We start from the raw sequence: 18,086 nt of genomic DNA on the forward strand, positions 1-18,086 counted from the left end.
CGACGATGGCCAAGGGCGAAAAGGTTGGCATGCGCGAGGTTTCCGAACGCGCAGGTGTGGCGATTTCAACGGTGTCGCATGTGCTGAACGGCACGGCGCCGATTTCGGAGGAAGTGCGCGCGCGCGTGCTCGATGCCGCCCGCGAGCTCGGCTATCTGGCGCGGCGTTCGGCGCGGGCTTCGGTCAATGCCGTCAACAAGGTCCTGCTTGCCGTGCCCGAAGATGCGCTGCCCGACAGCGACGTCAATCTGGTTTCCTGGACAATCCTCAATGCGCTGACCCGCGACTGCGAGGCGCGCGGCGTGCGCCTCGTGCCGCATACGCTCGGCCGGGATGATCCGGTCGGTGCCGTGGATGCGGCCGCGCGGGCGGCGAAAGTGGATGGCATCATCGTCATCAATGACGACCGCAGTGCGCTTCTCGACACGATTGGCCGTTCCGGCATGCCGGCCGTGCTGATCAATGGCGAGGACCCGAACATGCACATCGACAGCGTGACGCCGGGGAACCGGTTTGCCGCGCTGAAGGCCGCCAAGCTGATGATGGACAAGGGGCATTTGCGGATCATTCACCTGACATGGACCGGCCGCAAGACCGTGGAGCGTCGCCTCGACGGATTTCTCGATGCTTTTCGCGAACGTGGCCTGCCGCTGGAGGATGCCATTATCGTCCCGGCGGCAGGTTTCGAGCCGCAGCACGGGGACGAAGCACTGGCGACATGGCTGGCGGCGCATCCTGATCTTGACGGGGCAACCGCGCTTTTCTGTGCCGCCGACAATCTTGCCTTCGGGGCCATGCGCGCGCTCAAACGTGCGGGATACCGCGTGCCGGAGGATATTTCGGTCATGGGGTTCGACGGCGTGGCGCTCGGGGAGCTGCACAGTCCGCCGCTGACCACCGTTTCCGTTCCACTCGAACAGTTCGGCCGGTCTGCGCTTGATCTTCTGGAGGCGCGCGCCAACAGCGGCGCGGTGCCGCGTGCCGCCCAGCGTCTTGAGCTTGGGTGCGATATCGTTCTGCGGGACAGTGTTGCTGCAGTCGATCCGAAGGTGTTCAAATAAATAGATAAAAAATTTTTCATGATTTGAAATGGAACGTGTTCCACGTTTCTGGAATTTTTTTATTGCTAAGGCCGGGATACGCCTGCTAAAAAGAGACTGGAATTGATGTAAAGTTCGGTGATTGGGAGTTCTCCGTACTGTTCGATCTTTTGATGGGAGGGAATTTATGAAAAATTTTTTATTATCGGGTCCGCTGATGCTGACCCTTCTTGCGGGAACGGCTCTGCCGCAGGCAGCCTTTGCCTTTCAGGAAGCGCCAATGCTGAAGGCCCAGGTGGATGCCGGCGAGCTGCCGCCTGTCGACGAGCGTCTTCCTGTCGAGCCGTCCGTGGTCGATGCCGTTGAAGTCGGCCAGTATGGCGGCGTATGGCACCGCGCCTATCGCGGCCCGGGCGACCGCTGGGGGCCGACCAAGCTGCTTGAGGAGCGCGTGCTGAAATATGTGCCCGATGCCGAGGGCAATATCTCGCTGGTTCCTGCCTATATCGAAAGCTATTCGGTCAATGAGGATTCCACCGAATTCACCTTCACGCTGCTTGACGGGCTGAAATGGTCCGACGGCGAGCCGGTCACGACCGAAGATGTCGAATTCTGGTACAAGGACGTTTTTCTGAACAAGGCGCTGACGCCGACGATCGATCCGACCTTCGCGCCGGGCGGCGAGCCGATGAAGCTCGAGGTCGAGGATGATCGCACCTTCACCGTCAGCTTTGCCCAGCCCTATGTCTATTTCCTGAACATTCTGGCGAAGGATTCGACCGGCGAGCCCAGCCTCGACCGCCCGTCCTTCCTGTTTCCGAAGCATTATCTGAGCCAGTACAACGATCACTATGCGAACGAAGACGACCTTGCCGGGGCGGCAAAGGAATTCGGCGTTCAGCGCTGGAGCGATCTGTGGGGCTCCAAGGGGCCGGTCACCTCGTGGTGGCAGAACCCGGACCTGCCGGTCATCACCGCCTGGAAGATCGAAACGCCGGCCCCCGGCAATGTCGTTACCATGGTGCGCAATCCCTATTACTGGGCCGTCGATCAGGATGGCAATCAACTGCCCTATATCGACCGGATCGAGCACCGCCTGTTTGAGGCCGCGGACGCGTTCAATCTGATGATCGTTCAGGGGCAGATCGACATGCAGATGCGCTACGTCAATTCGAGTGACTTCACTTTCTTCAAGGAGAACGAGGACAAGGGCGGCTATCATGTTGCCACCGGAAAATCGGCCAATGTCTGGTCCTTCGTTCCGAACCTGAATACGACGGATGAACAGCTGAACACGCTTTTCAACAACAGGGATTTCCGTCATGCGCTGTCGGTCGGCATTGACCGGGAAACGATCAATGAACTCGGCTTTGCAGGCCTTGGCGAGGCGCGTTCCGTTTCGCCGGTCTCGGGATCACCGTATTTCAATGCCGACTGGGAAGCGCATTGGGCGGAGTATGATCCGGACCTTGCTGATGAGCTTCTGGACGGGCTCGGCCTGACCGAGCGTGATGACAGCGATTTTCGCCTTTTGCCCAACGGTCAGCGCCTGCAGATCGTGGTGGAAGCCTATCAGGATTATGCCGCGCCGATTCTTGAAGTTGCGGCCGATTACTACAGCGATATCGGCATCGAACTGCTGCCGCGCATCATCGACCGCACCCAGTGGGACGACAATCGCGACAACAACAATTTCCAGCTTCAGTACACGCCGGTCGACCGCCTTTCGGTGGTTTCCGCCGATCCCCGCAACATGATGGGCAATGACGGCTACGCACAGCAATATTACGCCTGGTACGAAACCGGCGGGGAAAGCGGCATTGAGCCGCCGGCCGACGACCCGATCCGCTCGATCTGGGCCGACTGGGAAAAGGCGTCGGTTGCCAGCTCCGTCGAGGAAGCGGATGCCGCCCTCAATGACCTGATCGGTACATTCGTCGAGGAGGGCTATGTCATCGGCCTGGTCGGCGAGGAGAAGGCTCCGATGATCGTGAAGAACGACTTCATGAACGTTCGAGACGGTCTCATTCAGGACGATGTCACGCGTGGCATTGGTTTTGGTCAGACCCAGCAGTTCTGGATCGACCAGAACCAGCAGTAACCGAAAGACGAAGCTCCCTCCCGAGCAAGGGTTCCGCGATCATGCGGAGCCGGCCGGCCGCCCGTTTGGTCACGGGCGGCCGGTGGGTGGCAGTGCGGAGAGCAGACGATGGCAAACTTCCTCTGGAGACGGCTTTTGTGGGCAATTCCCACCCTGATCGTCGTTTCCTTCATATCCTTCATTATCATTCAGCTTCCGCCGGGAGACTATGTCACCGCCTATGCCGCCGAACTGCGCAACAGCGGTGAGTACATCACCGCCGCCCAGGAAGAAGCGATCCGCACCCGGCTCGGGCTGAATGATCCGATCCTTGTTCAGTATGTGCGCTGGATCGGCAATATCGTGCTGCATGGCGATTTCGGGCAGTCCTTCCACTGGAATGCGCCGGTTTCCGATCTGATCTGGGGGCGGTTGGCGCTGACGCTGCTTCTGTCCTCGCTGTCGCTGGTCTTTACCTGGATCATCGCCATCCCGATTGGCGTCTATTCGGCCCAGCGGCAATATTCGCTTCTGGATTACGTGTTCACCGTCTTTGGCTTTCTCGGCAAGGGTATCCCCGATTTCCTGCTGGCGCTGATCCTGATGTGGATCGGCTTTGCCTGGCTCAACATCGATGTCGGCGGCCTGATCTCGCCGCGTTTTGAGGGCGCGCCGCTCAGTCTGGCAAAGATCGGCAATGTTCTGGAGCATGTCTGGATCCCGATTGTGGTTCTGGCAACCGGCGGCGCGGCCGGCCTCATCAGGGTGATGCGCGCCAATATGCTGGATGAACTGGGCAAACCCTATGTCGAGACGGCCTATGCGCAGGGTCTTTCCGAGCGGCAGGTGGTCTGGGGCTATCCCGTTCGCGTTGCCCTCAACCCCTTCATCTCGACAGTGGGATGGGCCTTGCCCGCGCTGTTTTCCGGAGACGTGATCACCGCCGTCGTGCTCAATCTGCCGACCACGGGGCCGCTGATGCTGCAGGCACTGAAGATGCAGGACATGTATCTCGCCGGCGCCTTCATCCTGATCCTCAGCATCTTCACCGTCATCGGCACGCTGTTGTCCGACATTCTTCTCGCGTGGTCCGACCCGCGCATCCGATACGCGTGAGGCCGTCATGACCTACGAAACCTCAGTTTACGCAGAAGAAAACGAACTGGCGGCTGCCGAGCAGAGTATCTACACCGCCAATTCGTGGAAGCTGATGTGGTGGCGCTTCCGTCAGCACCGGCTTGCCCTGATTTCGCTGATCTTCCTGGTGCTTGCCTATATCACGGCGATCTTTGCCGAAATTGTCGCGCCCTACGCGCCCGATTCCATCGAAAGGCTGGAAACCTTCGTACCGCCGCAGATGGTCCGCTTTGTTCACGACGGTTCGCTGACGCGGCCCTTTGTCTATGAATTGAAACGCACACGTGATCCCGAAACGGCCCGTGTCACCTATGTGGTCGACAAGTCCAAACCGCTGCCGATCCGGTTTTTCGTGGAGGGCGAGAAATACAGGTTCTGGGGCATCTGGAAGGCCGACCTTCATCTCTTCGGCATCGATGCGCGTCGTCAGAAGGTCAATCTTCTGGGCACGGATGCGCTGGGGCGCGACCTGTTTTCGCGTCTGGTCTATGGCGCCCGCGTCACGCTTTCGGCGGGGCTGATCGGCGTGTTCTTTGCTTTTGTGCTCGGCCTCTTCTTCGGCTCGATCTCGGGTTATTACGGCGGCTTTGTCGATACGGCGATCCAGCGCATGATGGAGTTCATCCGCTCGGTGCCGACGATCCCGTTGTGGATGGGGCTTGCCGCCGCCTTGCCGATCGCCTGGGATCCGCTGTTCGTCTATGTGCTGATCACCCTCATCCTGGCACTGATTGGCTGGACGCATCTGGCGCGTGTCGTGCGCGGCCGTTTCCTGTCGCTGAAATCGGAAGATTATGTGATGGCCGCGCGCCTTGCCGGGGCTTCCGAATATCGCGTGATCACCAAGCACATGCTGCCGGCGATGACCTCCTACATCATTGCGGCGATGACGCTGGCCGTGCCGGAGATGATCCTCGGCGAGACGGCGCTGTCCTTCCTTGGGTTGGGTCTGCGCCCGCCGGTCGTCTCGTGGGGCGTTCTGCTGCAGGATGCGCAGAACCTCCGCTCCATTTCGCTCGCCCCCTGGCTGCTTGCACCCGGTCTTGCCGTGGTCGCGGTCGTGCTGGCCTTCAATTTCCTCGGTGACGGTCTGCGCGATGCGGCCGATCCTTATGGACAATAGGTGACTGCCATGCTGGACAAGACGAAGAATACAATGCCGCCGGAACGTCTGCTGCAGCTCGACGATGTCGAAGTGGCCTTCAAGACCCGCGACGGGCTGGTGAAGGCCGTCGACGGCGTCAACTACCACGTCAATCGCGGCGAGGTTCTGGGCATTGTCGGCGAGAGCGGCTCCGGCAAATCGGTGACGGTCCGGGCGATCATGCGGTTGCTGGCCCGAAATGCCGAGGAGGGCAGCGGCGAAATCCGCTTCAACCCGGACGGCGATACCGAATACCGGCTGGACGGGCTTTCGCGCGACAGCCGGCTGATGCGCAGGCTCAGGGGCGGGCGCATCGGCATGGTGTTTCAGGAGCCGATGACCGCGCTTTCGCCGGTGCATTCGATCGGCACCCAGATCATGCGCACCGTCATGCTGCATCGCCGCGTCAGCAAGGAGGAGGCGCGTGCGCGCGCCCGTGATCTTCTGGCTCGCGTTCAGCTGCCGCAGCCCGAGCGCCTGCTCGACAGCTACCCGCATCAGCTTTCCGGCGGCATGCGCCAGCGTGCGATGATCGCGCTCGCGCTTGCCTGCGATCCCGCGCTTCTGATTGCCGACGAGCCGACGACGGCGCTCGATGTGACCACCGAGGCGCAGATCCTCGAACTGCTGAAATCGCTGCAGCAGGAACTCGGCATGGCGATCGTGTTCATCACCCATAATTTCGGCGTCGTTGCCGATATCGCCGACCGGGTGGCGGTGATGTATCTCGGCCGGGTCGTGGAAACGGGGCTGGTCGATGACATCTTCTATCGCCCCCAGCACCCCTATACGCGGGCGCTTCTCGGTTCCATTCCACGCCTCGGCCAGAAGAAACAGCGCCGGCTGAGTGTCATCAAGGGTTCGGTGCCAGACCCCTACAACATCCCCTCCGGCTGTGTGTTCCACACGCGTTGCGATTATGCCGATCCATCGGTCTGTGCAGCCAGAACGCCGCCGCGCGTGCCTTTCGACCGGGGCCAGGAGGCGCTCTGTCATTTCGCCGGAAAACTGCCGGAGGCCGGAACATGAGCGAGGCGAAGATCATGACAGCGACCATGCCGGATGACGTGCTGATTTCCGTTCGCGGTCTGAAGAAGCATTTTACCGTGAAGAGCGGGCACAAGGGGCGCGAACTGAAGGTTCTGCGCGCCGTTGACGATGTCAGTTTCGATATCCGCAAGGGCGAGACCTTTGGCCTTGTCGGCGAAAGCGGATCGGGAAAATCGACCGTCGCCCGGCTGATCCTGCGCGCCTATACGCTGACCGACGGCCAGATCCTGTTTCGCGAAAATGACGGCCGGGTCGTCGATATCTCGGCGATGGGCGACAAGGAATTGCGTCCCGTCCGCCGCGAAATGCAGATGATCTTTCAGGACCCCTATTCATCGCTCAATCCGCGCATGACACTGCTCGACCTGATCGGAGAGCCGATGGTGGTGCATGGCTATTCGAAGGACGAGATCGCCAAGCGGGTCGGCGAACTGCTGTCATTTGTCGGGCTCAGGCCCGAATATGCCTCGCGCTATCCGCATGCCTTTTCCGGAGGCCAGCGCCAGAGGATCGGCATTGCCCGCGCACTGGCGCTGTCGCCTGCCTTCATCGCGGCAGACGAGGCGGTGTCCGCGCTCGACGTTTCGGTGGCGGCCCAGAACATCAATCTTCTGCAGGACCTGCAGGAACAGTTTCACCTGACCTATCTGTTCATCACCCACGACCTCGGCATGGTCGAGCATATCTCCGACCGGATTGCGGTGATGTATCTCGGCCAGATCGTGGAACTGGGCGAGACCGAGCGGTTGTTTTCCCGCCCGCGCCATCCCTATACCGAGGCGCTGCTGGGTGCGGTGCCGCAGCCCGATCCGCGCAAACGCTCTGCTGAAAAACGCGGTGTTCTGAAGGGCGAGGTGCCGGATGCCTCCGACCCGCCATCCGGCTGTGCCTTTCATCCCCGCTGCGCCTATGCCACCGAACGATGCAGCCGCGAAAAGCCTGAACTGCGCAGCGTCGATGGCCGTGACGTGCGCTGTCACCACGCTGAAGCGCTGACCCTGCAGGGCGTGGGCGAGGATCAGGGGGCGGACGCATGATCTTGTTTTCTCCGGCCGAGCCCGCGCCGCCTGAAGGCGTGCGTGATGATGATTACGATCTGGCGGAACGGCTGAAGCCGGTGCTGATGCTGGACAGCGCGGAACCGGCACCACCGCTGGCGCTCGGCTACAGCGTGATCCGCACGGCCGGAAAGTCTCCCTCCTCGAAATTCCATATCGCTCCGCTGCCGGGCGGCATGGTGATCGAATATGCGGTTTGGCATGACTGGGATATCCAGCATCTCTACGACCTTGAACATGTCTGGGTGCATGTCGATGCTGGAGGCGCGGTTGCCCGCGTGGAAGGGTCGATGCATGGCATGCGGGTCGCCATCGACGACGGCCGTGGATTGCCGGAAATGCGGGGCACGCGCCCGGTGCTTTATGTGGAGCCGGGCAAACATGCGATCTGGGGTGTTTCACGCATCATGCGCGCTATCGCGGGTGCCAGGATTGCCGAAATGTGCGGTGCCGATGCAGGTGCAGGCGGTATTCACCTGGGCAATACCTTTGCTGAAAACGGTGCATGGTCGGCAACCGCGGAGCAGCACCGTCTGGCGCGGCTTGCCATGAAACGGGCGGCCTTCGTGCCGCGTTTCGATTTTCCCGCTCCGGCTGCCGAGCCGGCCCTTGTTCCATGGACGGCGCTGGAACAGTGGATCCCGAAGCGGATGCAGGCGTTGATTTCAGCGCTTTTGGATAGGGTGCCGCATCTTGAAGCCATCCTTCTCGATTGTGGCGATACGCTGATTGACGAGGCTACGGAGGTCAAGCGCCCCGGCAGTGAGGTGGTCATCACGGCAGAGGAAATCCCCTTCGCCATGGATGCCGTTCGCGCGCTTCATGAGTGTGGCTACAGGCTGGCGCTGGTGGCCGACGGCCCGCGCGAAACCTTCGAGAACATGTTGAAGCCGCGCGGCATCTGGGAGTTGATGGAAACCCATGTGATCTCCGGCGATGTCGGTGCGCACAAGCCGTCGCGGAAAATGTTTGCAGCAGCGCTTGCCGGGCTTGATCTGGGAGAGGCTGCGAAACCGCATATCGTCATGGTCGGCAACAATCTTTCGCGTGATATCTGCGGCGCCAATGAATTCGGCCTGATCAGCCTGTTCGTCGCATGGTCGAAGCGGCGGTCGCACCAGCCCGCCACGCCGCAGGAAGTGCCGGATTTCCGGATCGACCGTCTCGAGCAACTGGTGGCGATGATCGAAGCCATCGAACTTGCCTTGCCAGAAAGGGAAACAGCCCATGAGTGATGCTGCGCGTTTTGCCAGCCGCACCGGCGAGACGGTAACCGCCTTTGCGCTGGGGCCGCTTGAGGCCCGTTACTATCCCGGCGCGGTGACGCGCGGGACGGACAATGTCGACTACAAATTCATCAACGGTTTTGTCGATGTCGGCGAACTGCCCTGCCGGACGGCGCTGCGTCAGGAAATCGCCACCCGCACGGTTGCGTTGGAGGACGATTTCGAGATCGTTTCGACCAACCTGCCGGGCTTTAACCGGCGGCTCGAATTTTCCGGTTTCTGGCATCGCCCGACACGGCTTTCCCGCTGGGTGCGCACCCGGCTGGTTGCGCCTGAAGCCGGGCGCTATCCGTTTCGTCTGGCGACCTGCGGTGGCGTGCATGTTTTTGTCGATGGCGTGCGGATAACCGCTTTCGAGCCCTATACCCGCAACGAGGCGCAGGAGACGGAACTGGTCCTGCCGCTTGCCGAAGGCGGCTCCGATCTGGTGATGCTGGTCGAGGAGATGGCCGAGCGCGATACCAATTATTTCGCCGAACTGACATGGCTTGGCGCGGGGACGCTTTTTGCCGAAGTGCCCGGCAATGCCGACGGGCAGTCGCTTGAAATGCTGATGGATCTTGCGCGCGCCATTCGCCCTGCCGGGATCGTCTGCGGCGAAGGCGAGAACCTGCGGCTTGTCGTCGACCGGCCGGCGGAAGCCGCTGTCACGGTTCAGGCAAAGGTGCGCCAGAGCGTGCACATGCGCCATTTGCCGCCGCTGTTCGAGGCCGTTTCGACACTTGAGAATGGCGGCACGCAAGTGGATTTCGAATTGCCGCGTGACCTTCCCGACGGCTACCACGAACTCGATATCGCGTTTTCGCTCGGCGAAAGCCACATCAGCCGTCATATCGCCTTTGCACTTCTGCGCGATGAGACGCCGCATCAGCTTGCCGGTGATCTTGCCGCGCGCAAGAAGGCGGGTCTTTCCTATCTGGCAGACAAGGGGGAGCTCAGGGTCGGGCGGGTGCTGGCGCGCCTCGCGCTCGGTCTTGATTTCGACGACGGCGATCATGCCGCACTCGACGATACGCTCGACGCCATCGATACGCGACGGGACTGCTCCGATTTCGTGATCGTGCCGCTGTTATGGATTTACGGCGAATATCGCGAAGCCCTTCCCGAGGCACTGCGGACACGGATCGAAGCGGCTTTCCTCGGATATCGCTACTGGATGGATGAACCCGGCAATGATGCCATGTGGTTCTGGAGCGAAAACCACGTTCTGTGTTTCCACGTTGCAGAACTGATCGCGGGGCGGTTCTTCGCCGGTTCCGCGTTCGCCAATTCGGGGCTCACCGGCGCGGAACACGCGGTTCTTGCCGAAACGCGGCTGGAACGCTGGTTCGATGCCATTGAGGCGCATGGTCTCGCAGAATGGAATTCGGCGGCCTATTACCCGATCGATTTTATCGGCCTTCTGGCGCTTCAGCACTTTGCCGGGGATGGTTTGAAACGGCGGGCCGAAACGGTTCTCGACCGGCTGTTCACGATGATCGCGCTTCATGCGATCAACGGCGTTGCCGCTGGCACGATGGGCCGGGCCTATGACAAGGAGTTGCGCGCCGGGCCGCTCAGCGAGCTTGCGCCCTTCGCCACCATCGCTTTTGGAACGGGCTGGTTCAATCGCGGCGTGGCCGCGCTGCCGATGTTCTGCACCGGTGATTATCGCCCGCCGGACGGGCTTGGCGATTATGTCGCACCGCCTTCGGGCAAGGCCGTTTGCGCACACTATGTGCAGGGTTATGGACGCGCGGCACAGCTTGCGCTCTACAAGACGGCGGGCATCCAGCTTTCAGCAAGCATTGATGCCGCTCCCGGCGCCAAAGGGCATCAGCAGCATCTTGCTGATGTGCAGGCGGCAGGTCACCCGATGGCGCGCGTGTGGGTCAACCATCCAGGCGCCGATGATCCCTGGGGTTCCGACCGGCCTTCCTACTGGGCGGGGAACGGCGCCATGCCGCGTGTCGGGCAGTATCGAAACTGCTGCCTGCTGCTGAGCGACCTTGGCGAGGCCCCGCGTCTTGCCTTCACCCATGCCTATGCGCCGCTTGCCGTGTTCGACGAACATATTGCCGGGCCGGACTGGCTGGCGCTGCGTTCGGGCGGCAGTTTCATCGTCTTGAAGGCGACGGGGCCGATCGAACCGGTTTTGCAGGGACCGGGCGCGGGGATTGAACATCGCGTCCACGGAAAGCAGACCGGATGGGCAATCACAGTCGGGGAACTGGCCGGTGCGAACCTCTCCGGTGTCGCAGCGCTTGCCGACAATACAAGGCTCAGCCTCGATGACAGCCCGCTCGGCCTTTTATGCGAAGGCCCGTTCGCGCCGGCGCTGCGGCTTGATTATCGCGACGGTCTGTTCGTCGAAGGTCGCCACAGACCCTTTCCGACAACTTCACAAACGCCCGATATTGGCTGGCTTGCGGCGGCTGCCGTACCGGCATCGAACTGAAAAGACTTGAACACCATGTATCATGACAGACAGGAACTTCTCGGCCACCTTGCAAATGTCGCCACCGGCCTATCGCGGATCCGCGGCATCAACGAAACCGCGCCGATTGCCGAAGGCACGTTCTCGATCCAGTTCGATGAATGGGACTGGGAGATCGGTGTCGGCGTTTACGGGCTTTATCGCCATGCCTGCCAGACCGGTGACCTGGACCTGATCAATGCGCTGGCTGACTGGTATGACTGGCAGATTTCGCGGGGTCTGCCGCCGCGTCAGGTGAATTCGACAGCGCCGATGCTGGCGCTTTCCTTCCTGATCGACGATGTTGAACGGCCTGAATGGGAGGCGCTGGTCAAGGACTGGGCCGAATGGCTGATGACGCGCCTTGCCCGCACCGAGGACAATGGCTTCCAGCATGTGGTCAAGGAGCGGATGAACGACGGCGAATTGTGGGACGATACGCTGTTCATGACCTGCCTGTTTCTGGCGCGCGCCGGAAAACGCTTCGACCGACCCGACTGGGTGGAGGAGGCGGTCTACCAGTTTCTGATCCACGCCCGCTATCTCGGCGATGCGAAGACCGGGCTGTGGTATCACGGCTGGACCTTCAACGGGCGCCACAATTTTGCCGGTGCCTTATGGGCGCGCGGCAATTCCTGGATCACCATCGCGATCCCCGAACTGTTTTCCATCGTCGGCGATCTGCCGCGCGCCACCCGGCTTTATCTCTCCAACGTGCTTGCCGCACAGGTCAACGCATTCGCCAAGCTGCAGAATGATGACGGTTTCTTCCATACCCTGCTGGATGATCCGGGATCGCCGATCGAGGCTTCGGCAACGGCCGGGATTGCCTATGGTATTTCCCGGGGGATTTCGCTCGGTATTCTGCCCGAGGATATGCGCGCCGTTGCCGAACGGGCCTATGCCGCCGTTCTCACCTGCATCGGCGATGACGGCATTGTCGCCCATGTTTCGGATGGAACGCCGATGGGCCATACGCTCGACTTCTACAGGCAGATCCCCGATATTCCCGCGCCCTACGGGCAGGCGCTGACAATGCTGATGCTGGTCGACGCCATTGCGCGCACCGCCAAAACCTGAAGCAAAGCGAAGCTTTCGTGGCGCGCTCTATGTGTTCCGGCGCTCGGTGAGGTAGATATGGTCGCACGCCATCACGACCTCGTCGCGCTGGTTCTTGACCCGGACTTCCTCTGTCACGCGGCCGTAGCCCTTTCGCTTGGGATCGTCCTCGCATCGTGCAATGGTCAGAACTGTGTGGATCGTGTCGCCGATGAAGACGGGTTTGGGAAAACGCAGGCGTTCATAGCCATAGGTAAACGAGAGCGGATTGATCTCTGAAGCCGACAGGCCGATGCCGATGGCAAAGGTCATGGTCCCGTGGGCGATGCGCTGGCCGAAGGGACTGTCCTTCATGAACTCGGCATCCATATGATGGGGGAAGAAATCGCCCGTATGGCCGGCATGGACGACGAAGTCCGTCTCGGTGATCGTTCGTCCATTGGTGCGGCGTTCCTCGCCGACGGCAATATCCTCGAAATGGCGTGGACGCTCCATCAGAAACTCTCCTCAAACAGGCTGTTGATCCGGGTAATGGCTGCATGGGCGGTTGCGCCATCGCGCAGAAAATCGTTGAGCGCCTCTGCCGCCTGCTGCTGAAACCGCATGTAACCGTTGTGACGCGGCCGCAGGAATGAGGTCTCCAGTGTTGCGCGGGTATTGCGGTAGAAGTCGTGGGTCTTTGCGTTGACCGCGTCATCTTTCCAGCCGGCATCGTGGCCGGGCTGGCCGCCGGCCTGCGGATAAAGCCCGGACTGGACGTTCCCGCCTGCGACCCAGTAGGCGTAGTCGATGGCAGCGTCGCGGTGTGCCGAAAACGCCGATACGGCGATGCCGGTGCCGCCGAGTGCGGAGCCGCATGGTCCGTTTTCGCCAAGGGCCGGGATGTCGGTGAAGGTCAGCCGATGCGGGCGGAAGCCGTCCATGGCGTAGTTCACATAGCCGTAGATATAGGGCGAGAGGGCGGCAGCGGGTTGCGGCGCGGTCAGCGCCTCGAGCACGGCAATCGGATCCATGGCGAAGTTTTCCGCCGGCACCATGCCTGCAAGTGCGGCAAGCCGCTCATAAACGGCAATGCCATCGTCGAGTGCAATCAGCGGGCCGGGACCGTCATTGCGGCAGGGCGTGCCGGCGTTTGCGGCCAGCGTGAAGAAGGTCATCAGATTGTGCGGCGGGCGCAGCGGCAGCAGTATCCGGCCTTCTGATGCCAGTGCCAACAGGCTCTCCCAGTCATTCGGGGGCGCGGAAATCAGATCGGCGCGAAAAGCCATGACCTGTGCCGCCGCATCGATCGGGAAGGCCCATTGATGGCCATTATAGCGGTAGCTCGGATAGGAGGCCCCGACCGAGCCGTTTTCCAGCGCTGCCCGTTCCTGCTCGCGTCCGGCCACATCAAGCGGCGTAAGGCAGTCTTCCGCGGTAATCTGGCCGACATGCGGATGATCGATGACGATCAGGTCATATTGGCGTGCCAGTTCCTCGACGGGAAAGCTCTCGAAATCCTGCAGGCTGCGCTTGTCCCATTCAATCGAAACGCCGGTTTTCGTCAGCCACGTCCGGGCGCTTTCCACCATCGGATCAAAGCCCCGTGGATGGTTCCAGGTCATGCCTTTCAGTTTTGTCGTCACAGGCCGAACTCCGCTCGGATTGCCGCGCTCTGCTCACCGATCTGCGGTGCCGCGCGGCCGGTTTGCATGCGCTGGCCGTCGACCCTGAGCGGCGAACGCGTCGTGCGGATCGAGACGCCATCCTCGCGCGTCACGGTCTGCAGCATGTCGAGCACCTTGAAACCGGCATGGTTCATCAGTTCCGGCCAGTTAAGAACCCGGCTGCACCAGACATCGGCCGGCTCCAGAATGGAGAGCCAGTGATCGGTTGTTTCCGTCTTAAGGTGTTTGGCAATGATCCGCTTGATGTCGTCGCGGCTTGTAAACCAGAGGTCGGGTTTGCCGCGATAGGGGGCAAGCGCATCCAGCTTGAGCACATCGGCGAGTTGATCGATCGGCATCATGGCAAGCGCCAGATAACCGTCGGCCGTCGGGTAGACGCCGTAAGGCGCGGAAAGATAGGCATGGGCGGAGCGGTAGGCGGAACGCTTCGGCGGCCGTTCTCCGTCGTTGAGGTGCGTGGTCAGAACCTCGAACTGGAAATCGATCATCGCTTCCAGCAGGCTTGTTTCCACATGCGCACCCTTGCCGGTGCGGCCCTGGCGGACCAGCGCGGCGAGCAAGCCCTGCGCCAGTGCTGCACCTGCCAGCATATCGGCGATGGCAAGGCCGAAGGGAACAGGCCCCTGGCCATCATCGCCGTTCAGCCACATCACCCCGGAGCGTGCCTGCGCCAGCAGGTCCTGGCCCGGCCGGTCGACCCACGGGCCTTCATCGCCATAGCCGGTGATCGAGCCGTAGACGAGGCCGGGATGATCGGCCTTCAGCGTTTCGTAATCGAGGCCGAGCCGCTCTATCACGCCGGGGCGGAAGTTCTGCAGCACGATATCGGCCTTGCCGATCAGCGTCTTCAGCGCGGCGAGATCATCCGGGTTCTTCATATCGATGGCGAGGCTTTCCTTCGATCGGTTGATCGCATGGAAAATCGTCGAATCGCCGCCGATCTCGGTATCGGACAGGTAAAGCCTGCGCGACAGGTCGCCGAGACCCGGCCGCTCGATCTTGATCACCCGCGCGCCGAGGTCCTGCAGGCGCAGCGAACAATAGGGGCCGGAGAGAAACTGGCACATGTCGAGCACCAGCACGCCGGCAAGCGGCAGGTCGGTATTATCTGCGGTCATGGTTTTTCCTTGATCGGGGTCGCGGGGCGGGCGCTGCTTTCGTAAGCCGCCTCGACCAGCGCCATGGTCTTCCAGGCGTCTTCCACGTTTGTCACCAGAGTCTCGTCTTCGCCGGCCACGAAACGCTGGAGATTGTTCATCACGCCGATGAAGGCATGCGGGAACCAGGTGCCGGAAAGCGGTATCTGTTGCCACTGACCGCCCTTGGCGCAGAACCAGAGTTCATCCGGAACACCCTTGGGGTAGTCGAGATTGACGCCCAGCGTGGTGATGGCCACGCCCTCGGTGCCTTCGAAACGGAAATAGCAATCCTGAAATTTCGGGCCGAAATCATGATTGTGATTGACCGACAGGACAGCGCGTACGGGGGCGGGGTAGTCGAGGATTGCGGCCGTGCGCGATTGCGAAACCGTCGTATCGGGGTGGCCGAGCGTTTTCGCGTGGATGCCGGCGGGATCTCCCAGAAAGTGGCGCATCAGGTCGAGATAATGGATCGAATGCAGAAGAATTTCGACCCGCTCCATGCCTTTCAGAAATGCCCAGAGATGCCATGGCGTCATGGTGTTGGCGTGCAGTTCGACATCGACCAGTTGGCCGAGCGCGCCGCTTTTGTAAAGGTCGTGGATGGCGAGCATCATCGGCGAGAAACGAAGCTGGAAATTGACGGCAGCCGTCAGCTTTTTCGACCGGCAGGCCTGAAGGATCGCGGTCGCCTCGGCAAGGTTGCGTCCCATCGGCTTTTGCAGAAGCGCCGGCGCGCCTTCGGGCAGTTGCTCGATCACGCCCTGGTGGGCGGCGGGCGGCAACGCCAGATCGAAGACGGCATTTTCCGTTGCGGTCGCTTCTTCAAGACTTGCGAATGGCGTGATGTCCCATTCGGCGGCAACCGTGCGGGTGCGTTCCGCATCGAGATCGAACATACCAGCGACCGGCAGGCCGGCCATGCGATAGGCGGGTAAATGGGCATCGGTGACGATCGAGCCGCCACCGATGATGACAATTGGGCGCGGCGAACCGGCCGCCGCCCAGCTTTGTGCCGGGTTGCGAGACATTTCTGACAACCTGCTCCTCCTTCAGGCGAGAGTGTCATTCTTATGTAAATAGATTATTCAAATTTGGATTGATTGCAAGAGGCCGTATGGGGGAGCGCGTGTTTTCCTTCCGCTCGCTGTGTTTCATCCGGCCGCACTCGACAAGCTTTCCGTTTCGCACTACGAAGCTCCGGTTTCTCAACCACCGCAAAATGCGCCGTGCAGTCTTCGTGGCGCTGATCTGCTTGTCGCAGCGCCAACAATGAAGAGGATGACCATGAGCGAATTGCCTCCCTGTCCCAAATGCCAGTCCGTTTACACCTATGAAGACGGTGCGCTGCTGATCTGCCCCGAATGCGGGAACGAATGGTCGCCCGGAGCGGCTGAGAGCAGCGAACCGGAATTCCGTGACGCCAATGGCAATATCCTGACCGACGGCGATACGGTCACCGTCATCAAGGACCTGAAGCTCAAGGGCTCCAGCCAGGTTCTCAAGGTCGGCACCAAGGTGAAGAATATCCGTCTCGTCGACGGCGATCACGACATTGACTGCAAGATCGACGGCTTCGGCGCCATGAAGCTGAAATCGGAATTCGTGAAGAAAATCTGAAGTTCGCTGCCGAAATCGTGCAGCATGGGGTTGGCGCCCAAGCCTCCTCGTGCGTGGCTTTCGTCAGATGCAAGCCTGAAAGCCCTCAATCGAGATGGAACACGTCTTCCATCTCGATCCACCATTCGCCCTCCCTGGCCGTATCCAGCGGTTTCTGGCAGGGCATGCAGACCGACCACCACTCCTGCGTTTTCGGATCGGCGGCCATTTTCGCCATGTCGGCTTCGTAATCCGTGCCGGTATATTCGTAGTAGGAAAACAGCAGGTTTTCCGGCTCGCGCAGGAAAATCGTGTAATTGCGGATATTGCACGCCTTGATCATGTCCAGAATTTCCGGCCAGGCATTGGCGTGCAGCCGCTTGTATTCGGCAATCTTGTCGGCATTGAGCGTCAGAACCATTCCGATACGCTGCATGGGTTCCTCCCTTTTCAGCATGTCTTTTGAACTTGGCGATCGCGATTTTTTCGCGTTCTAGAGCATTTCAATCTGAAACGTCCTAGAGGCGGTAGACCTTCTCCGCATTGCCGCTGAACAGCTTCTCCTGTTCATGCACGCTGGCATCCGCGACGATTTCCTTCGATGCGGCGACCCAGTCCTCGAGGCTGGCATGAAGCGTGCAGACCGGAAAATCCGAACCCCAGACCACGCGGTCGAAGGTGAAGGTGTCGATGACATGGCTGACATAGGGGCGCAGCCCCTCGACGCTCCAGTCCGCGCCGCCATAGGCAATCACGCCGGAAATCTTGGCCGTCACATTGGCCAGTCTGGCAATGTCGCCGATCTGTTCGCGCCAGGGATCCAGCCCGTTATTCTCGATATCCGGCACGCCGCAATGGTCGAGCACGAACTGCACCTCGGGGCATTTGCGGGCAAGGTCGATGGCCAGCGGAAGCTGGCGGGCCTGCACGCAAAGATCGAAGGACAGGTCGTAGGCTGCAAGCCTGCGGATGTTTTCGACGAACAAATCCGACTGCGAGAGTTCGTCCGGCATGATGTGCAGAACGCGGCGCAGCCCCTTGACCCCGTCGATTGCGGCGATGCGTTCCAGATAGGCGGGAAAGTCCGGGCTTTCCGGCCGTCCGGCGGCAATCGCGCCGGCGATCCTTTCATGGGCGCCGGTGATGAAGGCGGTCTCCGCCTCCATGTCGCTGTCGGCAACGTCGACCTCCATATGCACCGCCTTCTCGATGCCGAGCTTTTCGGCACGGGCGAAATAGTCTTCCGCCGTCAGTTGGCGGTCGAGGGCAGGGGCGTCCTTCAGCCAGGGATAGGAAAACCGGTCCTTGTAGACGAGGTGGAGATGGGTATCGATGATGCGCATGGTATCCTCCCTGTTGCCCGTCCTCTCCG

16 protein-coding genes are annotated in these 18,086 nt (G+C 61.0%); 10 read left to right on the plus strand and 6 right to left on the minus strand.

Features of this window, described 5'->3' with window-relative positions; genetic code table 11:
• The first annotated feature begins 5 nt into the window (after nucleotides 1-5).
• The 9 genes from ACHZCU_RS13875 (at nucleotide 6) to ACHZCU_RS13915 (ending at nucleotide 12,330) form a co-directional block, all read left to right on the plus strand.
• A complete protein-coding gene (locus tag ACHZCU_RS13875) occupies nucleotides 6-1,061 on the plus strand; it encodes a LacI family DNA-binding transcriptional regulator (RefSeq protein ID WP_319519251.1) in 1,056 nt (351 codons plus the stop codon).
• Nucleotides 1,062-1,227: 166 nt separating this feature from the next.
• The gene (locus ACHZCU_RS13880) at nucleotides 1,228-3,141 is read left to right on the plus strand and encodes an ABC transporter substrate-binding protein (protein WP_319519252.1); all 1,914 of its coding nucleotides are present in this window, start codon (nucleotides 1,228-1,230) and stop codon (nucleotides 3,139-3,141) included.
• A gap of 108 nt (nucleotides 3,142-3,249) precedes the next feature.
• Complete coding sequence (locus ACHZCU_RS13885; RefSeq protein WP_106303438.1) at nucleotides 3,250-4,236, plus strand: ABC transporter permease; 987 nt, start codon at nucleotides 3,250-3,252, stop codon at nucleotides 4,234-4,236.
• Nucleotides 4,237-4,243: 7 nt separating this feature from the next.
• Complete coding sequence (locus ACHZCU_RS13890) at nucleotides 4,244-5,380, plus strand: ABC transporter permease (protein ID WP_106303435.1); 1,137 nt, start codon at nucleotides 4,244-4,246, stop codon at nucleotides 5,378-5,380.
• A gap of 9 nt (nucleotides 5,381-5,389) precedes the next feature.
• Nucleotides 5,390-6,430: an ABC transporter ATP-binding protein gene (locus ACHZCU_RS13895; protein ID WP_319519253.1), complete on the plus strand. Its 1,041-nt coding sequence runs from the start codon at nucleotides 5,390-5,392 to the stop codon at nucleotides 6,428-6,430.
• Nucleotides 6,427-7,488 (plus strand): oligopeptide/dipeptide ABC transporter ATP-binding protein, encoded by a 1,062-nt coding sequence (locus ACHZCU_RS13900; protein ID WP_319519254.1) that lies wholly within the window; start codon nucleotides 6,427-6,429, stop codon nucleotides 7,486-7,488. Before ACHZCU_RS13895 ends, ACHZCU_RS13900 begins: the two co-directional genes overlap by 4 nt.
• Nucleotides 7,485-8,744 carry an HAD family hydrolase gene (locus tag ACHZCU_RS13905; RefSeq protein ID WP_319519255.1) on the plus strand — a complete coding sequence of 420 codons (1,260 nt, stop codon included), beginning with the start codon at nucleotides 7,485-7,487 and terminating at the stop codon, nucleotides 8,742-8,744. The genes ACHZCU_RS13900 and ACHZCU_RS13905 overlap by 4 nt, the downstream gene beginning before the upstream one ends.
• Nucleotides 8,737-11,232, plus strand: a complete 2,496-nt coding sequence (locus tag ACHZCU_RS13910; protein WP_319519256.1) for a hypothetical protein — start codon at nucleotides 8,737-8,739, stop codon at nucleotides 11,230-11,232. Before ACHZCU_RS13905 ends, ACHZCU_RS13910 begins: the two co-directional genes overlap by 8 nt.
• 6 nt (nucleotides 11,233-11,238) lie before the next feature.
• Nucleotides 11,239-12,330 carry a glycoside hydrolase family 105 protein gene (locus ACHZCU_RS13915; protein WP_394706063.1) on the plus strand — a complete coding sequence of 364 codons (1,092 nt, stop codon included), beginning with the start codon at nucleotides 11,239-11,241 and terminating at the stop codon, nucleotides 12,328-12,330.
• Nucleotides 12,331-12,357: 27 nt separating this feature from the next.
• Here ACHZCU_RS13915 and ACHZCU_RS13920 read toward each other — a convergent pair whose 3' ends face one another.
• Genes ACHZCU_RS13920 through ACHZCU_RS13935 form a run of 4 tightly spaced genes read right to left on the minus strand, consistent with a single transcriptional unit; the run spans nucleotide 12,358 to nucleotide 16,146 of the window.
• Nucleotides 12,358-12,804 (minus strand): MaoC/PaaZ C-terminal domain-containing protein, encoded by a 447-nt coding sequence (locus ACHZCU_RS13920; RefSeq protein WP_319519258.1) that lies wholly within the window; start codon nucleotides 12,802-12,804, stop codon nucleotides 12,358-12,360.
• The gene (locus ACHZCU_RS13925) at nucleotides 12,804-13,913 is read right to left on the minus strand and encodes an ABC transporter substrate-binding protein (RefSeq protein ID WP_319519799.1); all 1,110 of its coding nucleotides are present in this window, start codon (nucleotides 13,911-13,913) and stop codon (nucleotides 12,804-12,806) included. The genes ACHZCU_RS13920 and ACHZCU_RS13925 overlap by 1 nt, the downstream gene beginning before the upstream one ends.
• Before the next feature lie 17 nt (nucleotides 13,914-13,930).
• The gene (locus ACHZCU_RS13930) at nucleotides 13,931-15,094 is read right to left on the minus strand and encodes a CaiB/BaiF CoA-transferase family protein (protein ID WP_319519259.1); all 1,164 of its coding nucleotides are present in this window, start codon (nucleotides 15,092-15,094) and stop codon (nucleotides 13,931-13,933) included.
• Entirely contained in the window at nucleotides 15,091-16,146 is a 1,056-nt protein-coding gene (locus tag ACHZCU_RS13935; protein ID WP_319519800.1) for a Gfo/Idh/MocA family oxidoreductase, read from the minus strand. The genes ACHZCU_RS13930 and ACHZCU_RS13935 overlap by 4 nt, the downstream gene beginning before the upstream one ends.
• 256 nt (nucleotides 16,147-16,402) lie before the next feature.
• On the opposite strand from ACHZCU_RS13935, the gene ACHZCU_RS13940 reads away from it, so the two are divergent.
• On the plus strand, nucleotides 16,403-16,735 hold the full coding sequence (locus ACHZCU_RS13940; RefSeq protein ID WP_319519260.1) for a zinc ribbon domain-containing protein YjdM: 333 nt from the start codon (nucleotides 16,403-16,405) through the stop codon (nucleotides 16,733-16,735).
• Between the two features lie 85 nt (nucleotides 16,736-16,820).
• Here the strand turns inward: ACHZCU_RS13940 and ACHZCU_RS13945 are convergent, their stop codons facing one another.
• Complete coding sequence (locus tag ACHZCU_RS13945; protein WP_106304226.1) at nucleotides 16,821-17,150, minus strand: L-rhamnose mutarotase; 330 nt, start codon at nucleotides 17,148-17,150, stop codon at nucleotides 16,821-16,823.
• An 82-nt stretch (nucleotides 17,151-17,232) separates the two neighbouring features.
• Entirely contained in the window at nucleotides 17,233-18,057 is an 825-nt protein-coding gene (locus ACHZCU_RS13950; protein WP_319519261.1) for an amidohydrolase, read from the minus strand.
• Between the last annotated feature and the right edge of the window lie 29 nt (nucleotides 18,058-18,086).

This window comes from uncultured Martelella sp., from assembly GCF_963677965.2.
Taxonomy (GTDB): Bacteria; Pseudomonadota; Alphaproteobacteria; order Rhizobiales; family Rhizobiaceae; genus Martelella; species Martelella mangrovi.

Excerpts from the sequence above, each read along its gene's own strand:
- ACHZCU_RS13935 (WP_319519800.1), bottom strand. The coding sequence starts at position 16,146 with ATGTCTCGCAACCCGGCACAAAGCTGGGCGGCGGCCGGTTCGCCGCGC.
- ACHZCU_RS13905 (WP_319519255.1), top strand. The coding sequence starts at position 7,485 with ATGATCTTGTTTTCTCCGGCCGAGCCCGCGCCGCCTGAAGGCGTGCGT.
- ACHZCU_RS13920 (WP_319519258.1), bottom strand. The coding sequence starts at position 12,804 with ATGGAGCGTCCACGCCATTTCGAGGATATTGCCGTCGGCGAGGAACGC.
- ACHZCU_RS13885 (WP_106303438.1), top strand. The coding sequence starts at position 3,250 with ATGGCAAACTTCCTCTGGAGACGGCTTTTGTGGGCAATTCCCACCCTG.
- ACHZCU_RS13930 (WP_319519259.1), bottom strand. The coding sequence starts at position 15,094 with ATGACCGCAGATAATACCGACCTGCCGCTTGCCGGCGTGCTGGTGCTC.
- ACHZCU_RS13890 (WP_106303435.1), top strand. The coding sequence starts at position 4,244 with ATGACCTACGAAACCTCAGTTTACGCAGAAGAAAACGAACTGGCGGCT.
- ACHZCU_RS13940 (WP_319519260.1), top strand. The coding sequence starts at position 16,403 with ATGAGCGAATTGCCTCCCTGTCCCAAATGCCAGTCCGTTTACACCTAT.
- ACHZCU_RS13925 (WP_319519799.1), bottom strand. The coding sequence starts at position 13,913 with ATGACCTGGAACCATCCACGGGGCTTTGATCCGATGGTGGAAAGCGCC.
- ACHZCU_RS13950 (WP_319519261.1), bottom strand. The coding sequence starts at position 18,057 with ATGCGCATCATCGATACCCATCTCCACCTCGTCTACAAGGACCGGTTT.
- ACHZCU_RS13875 (WP_319519251.1), top strand. The coding sequence starts at position 6 with ATGGCCAAGGGCGAAAAGGTTGGCATGCGCGAGGTTTCCGAACGCGCA.
- ACHZCU_RS13945 (WP_106304226.1), bottom strand. The coding sequence starts at position 17,150 with ATGCAGCGTATCGGAATGGTTCTGACGCTCAATGCCGACAAGATTGCC.
- ACHZCU_RS13880 (WP_319519252.1), top strand. The coding sequence starts at position 1,228 with ATGAAAAATTTTTTATTATCGGGTCCGCTGATGCTGACCCTTCTTGCG.
- ACHZCU_RS13900 (WP_319519254.1), top strand. The coding sequence starts at position 6,427 with ATGAGCGAGGCGAAGATCATGACAGCGACCATGCCGGATGACGTGCTG.
- ACHZCU_RS13895 (WP_319519253.1), top strand. The coding sequence starts at position 5,390 with ATGCTGGACAAGACGAAGAATACAATGCCGCCGGAACGTCTGCTGCAG.
- ACHZCU_RS13910 (WP_319519256.1), top strand. The coding sequence starts at position 8,737 with ATGAGTGATGCTGCGCGTTTTGCCAGCCGCACCGGCGAGACGGTAACC.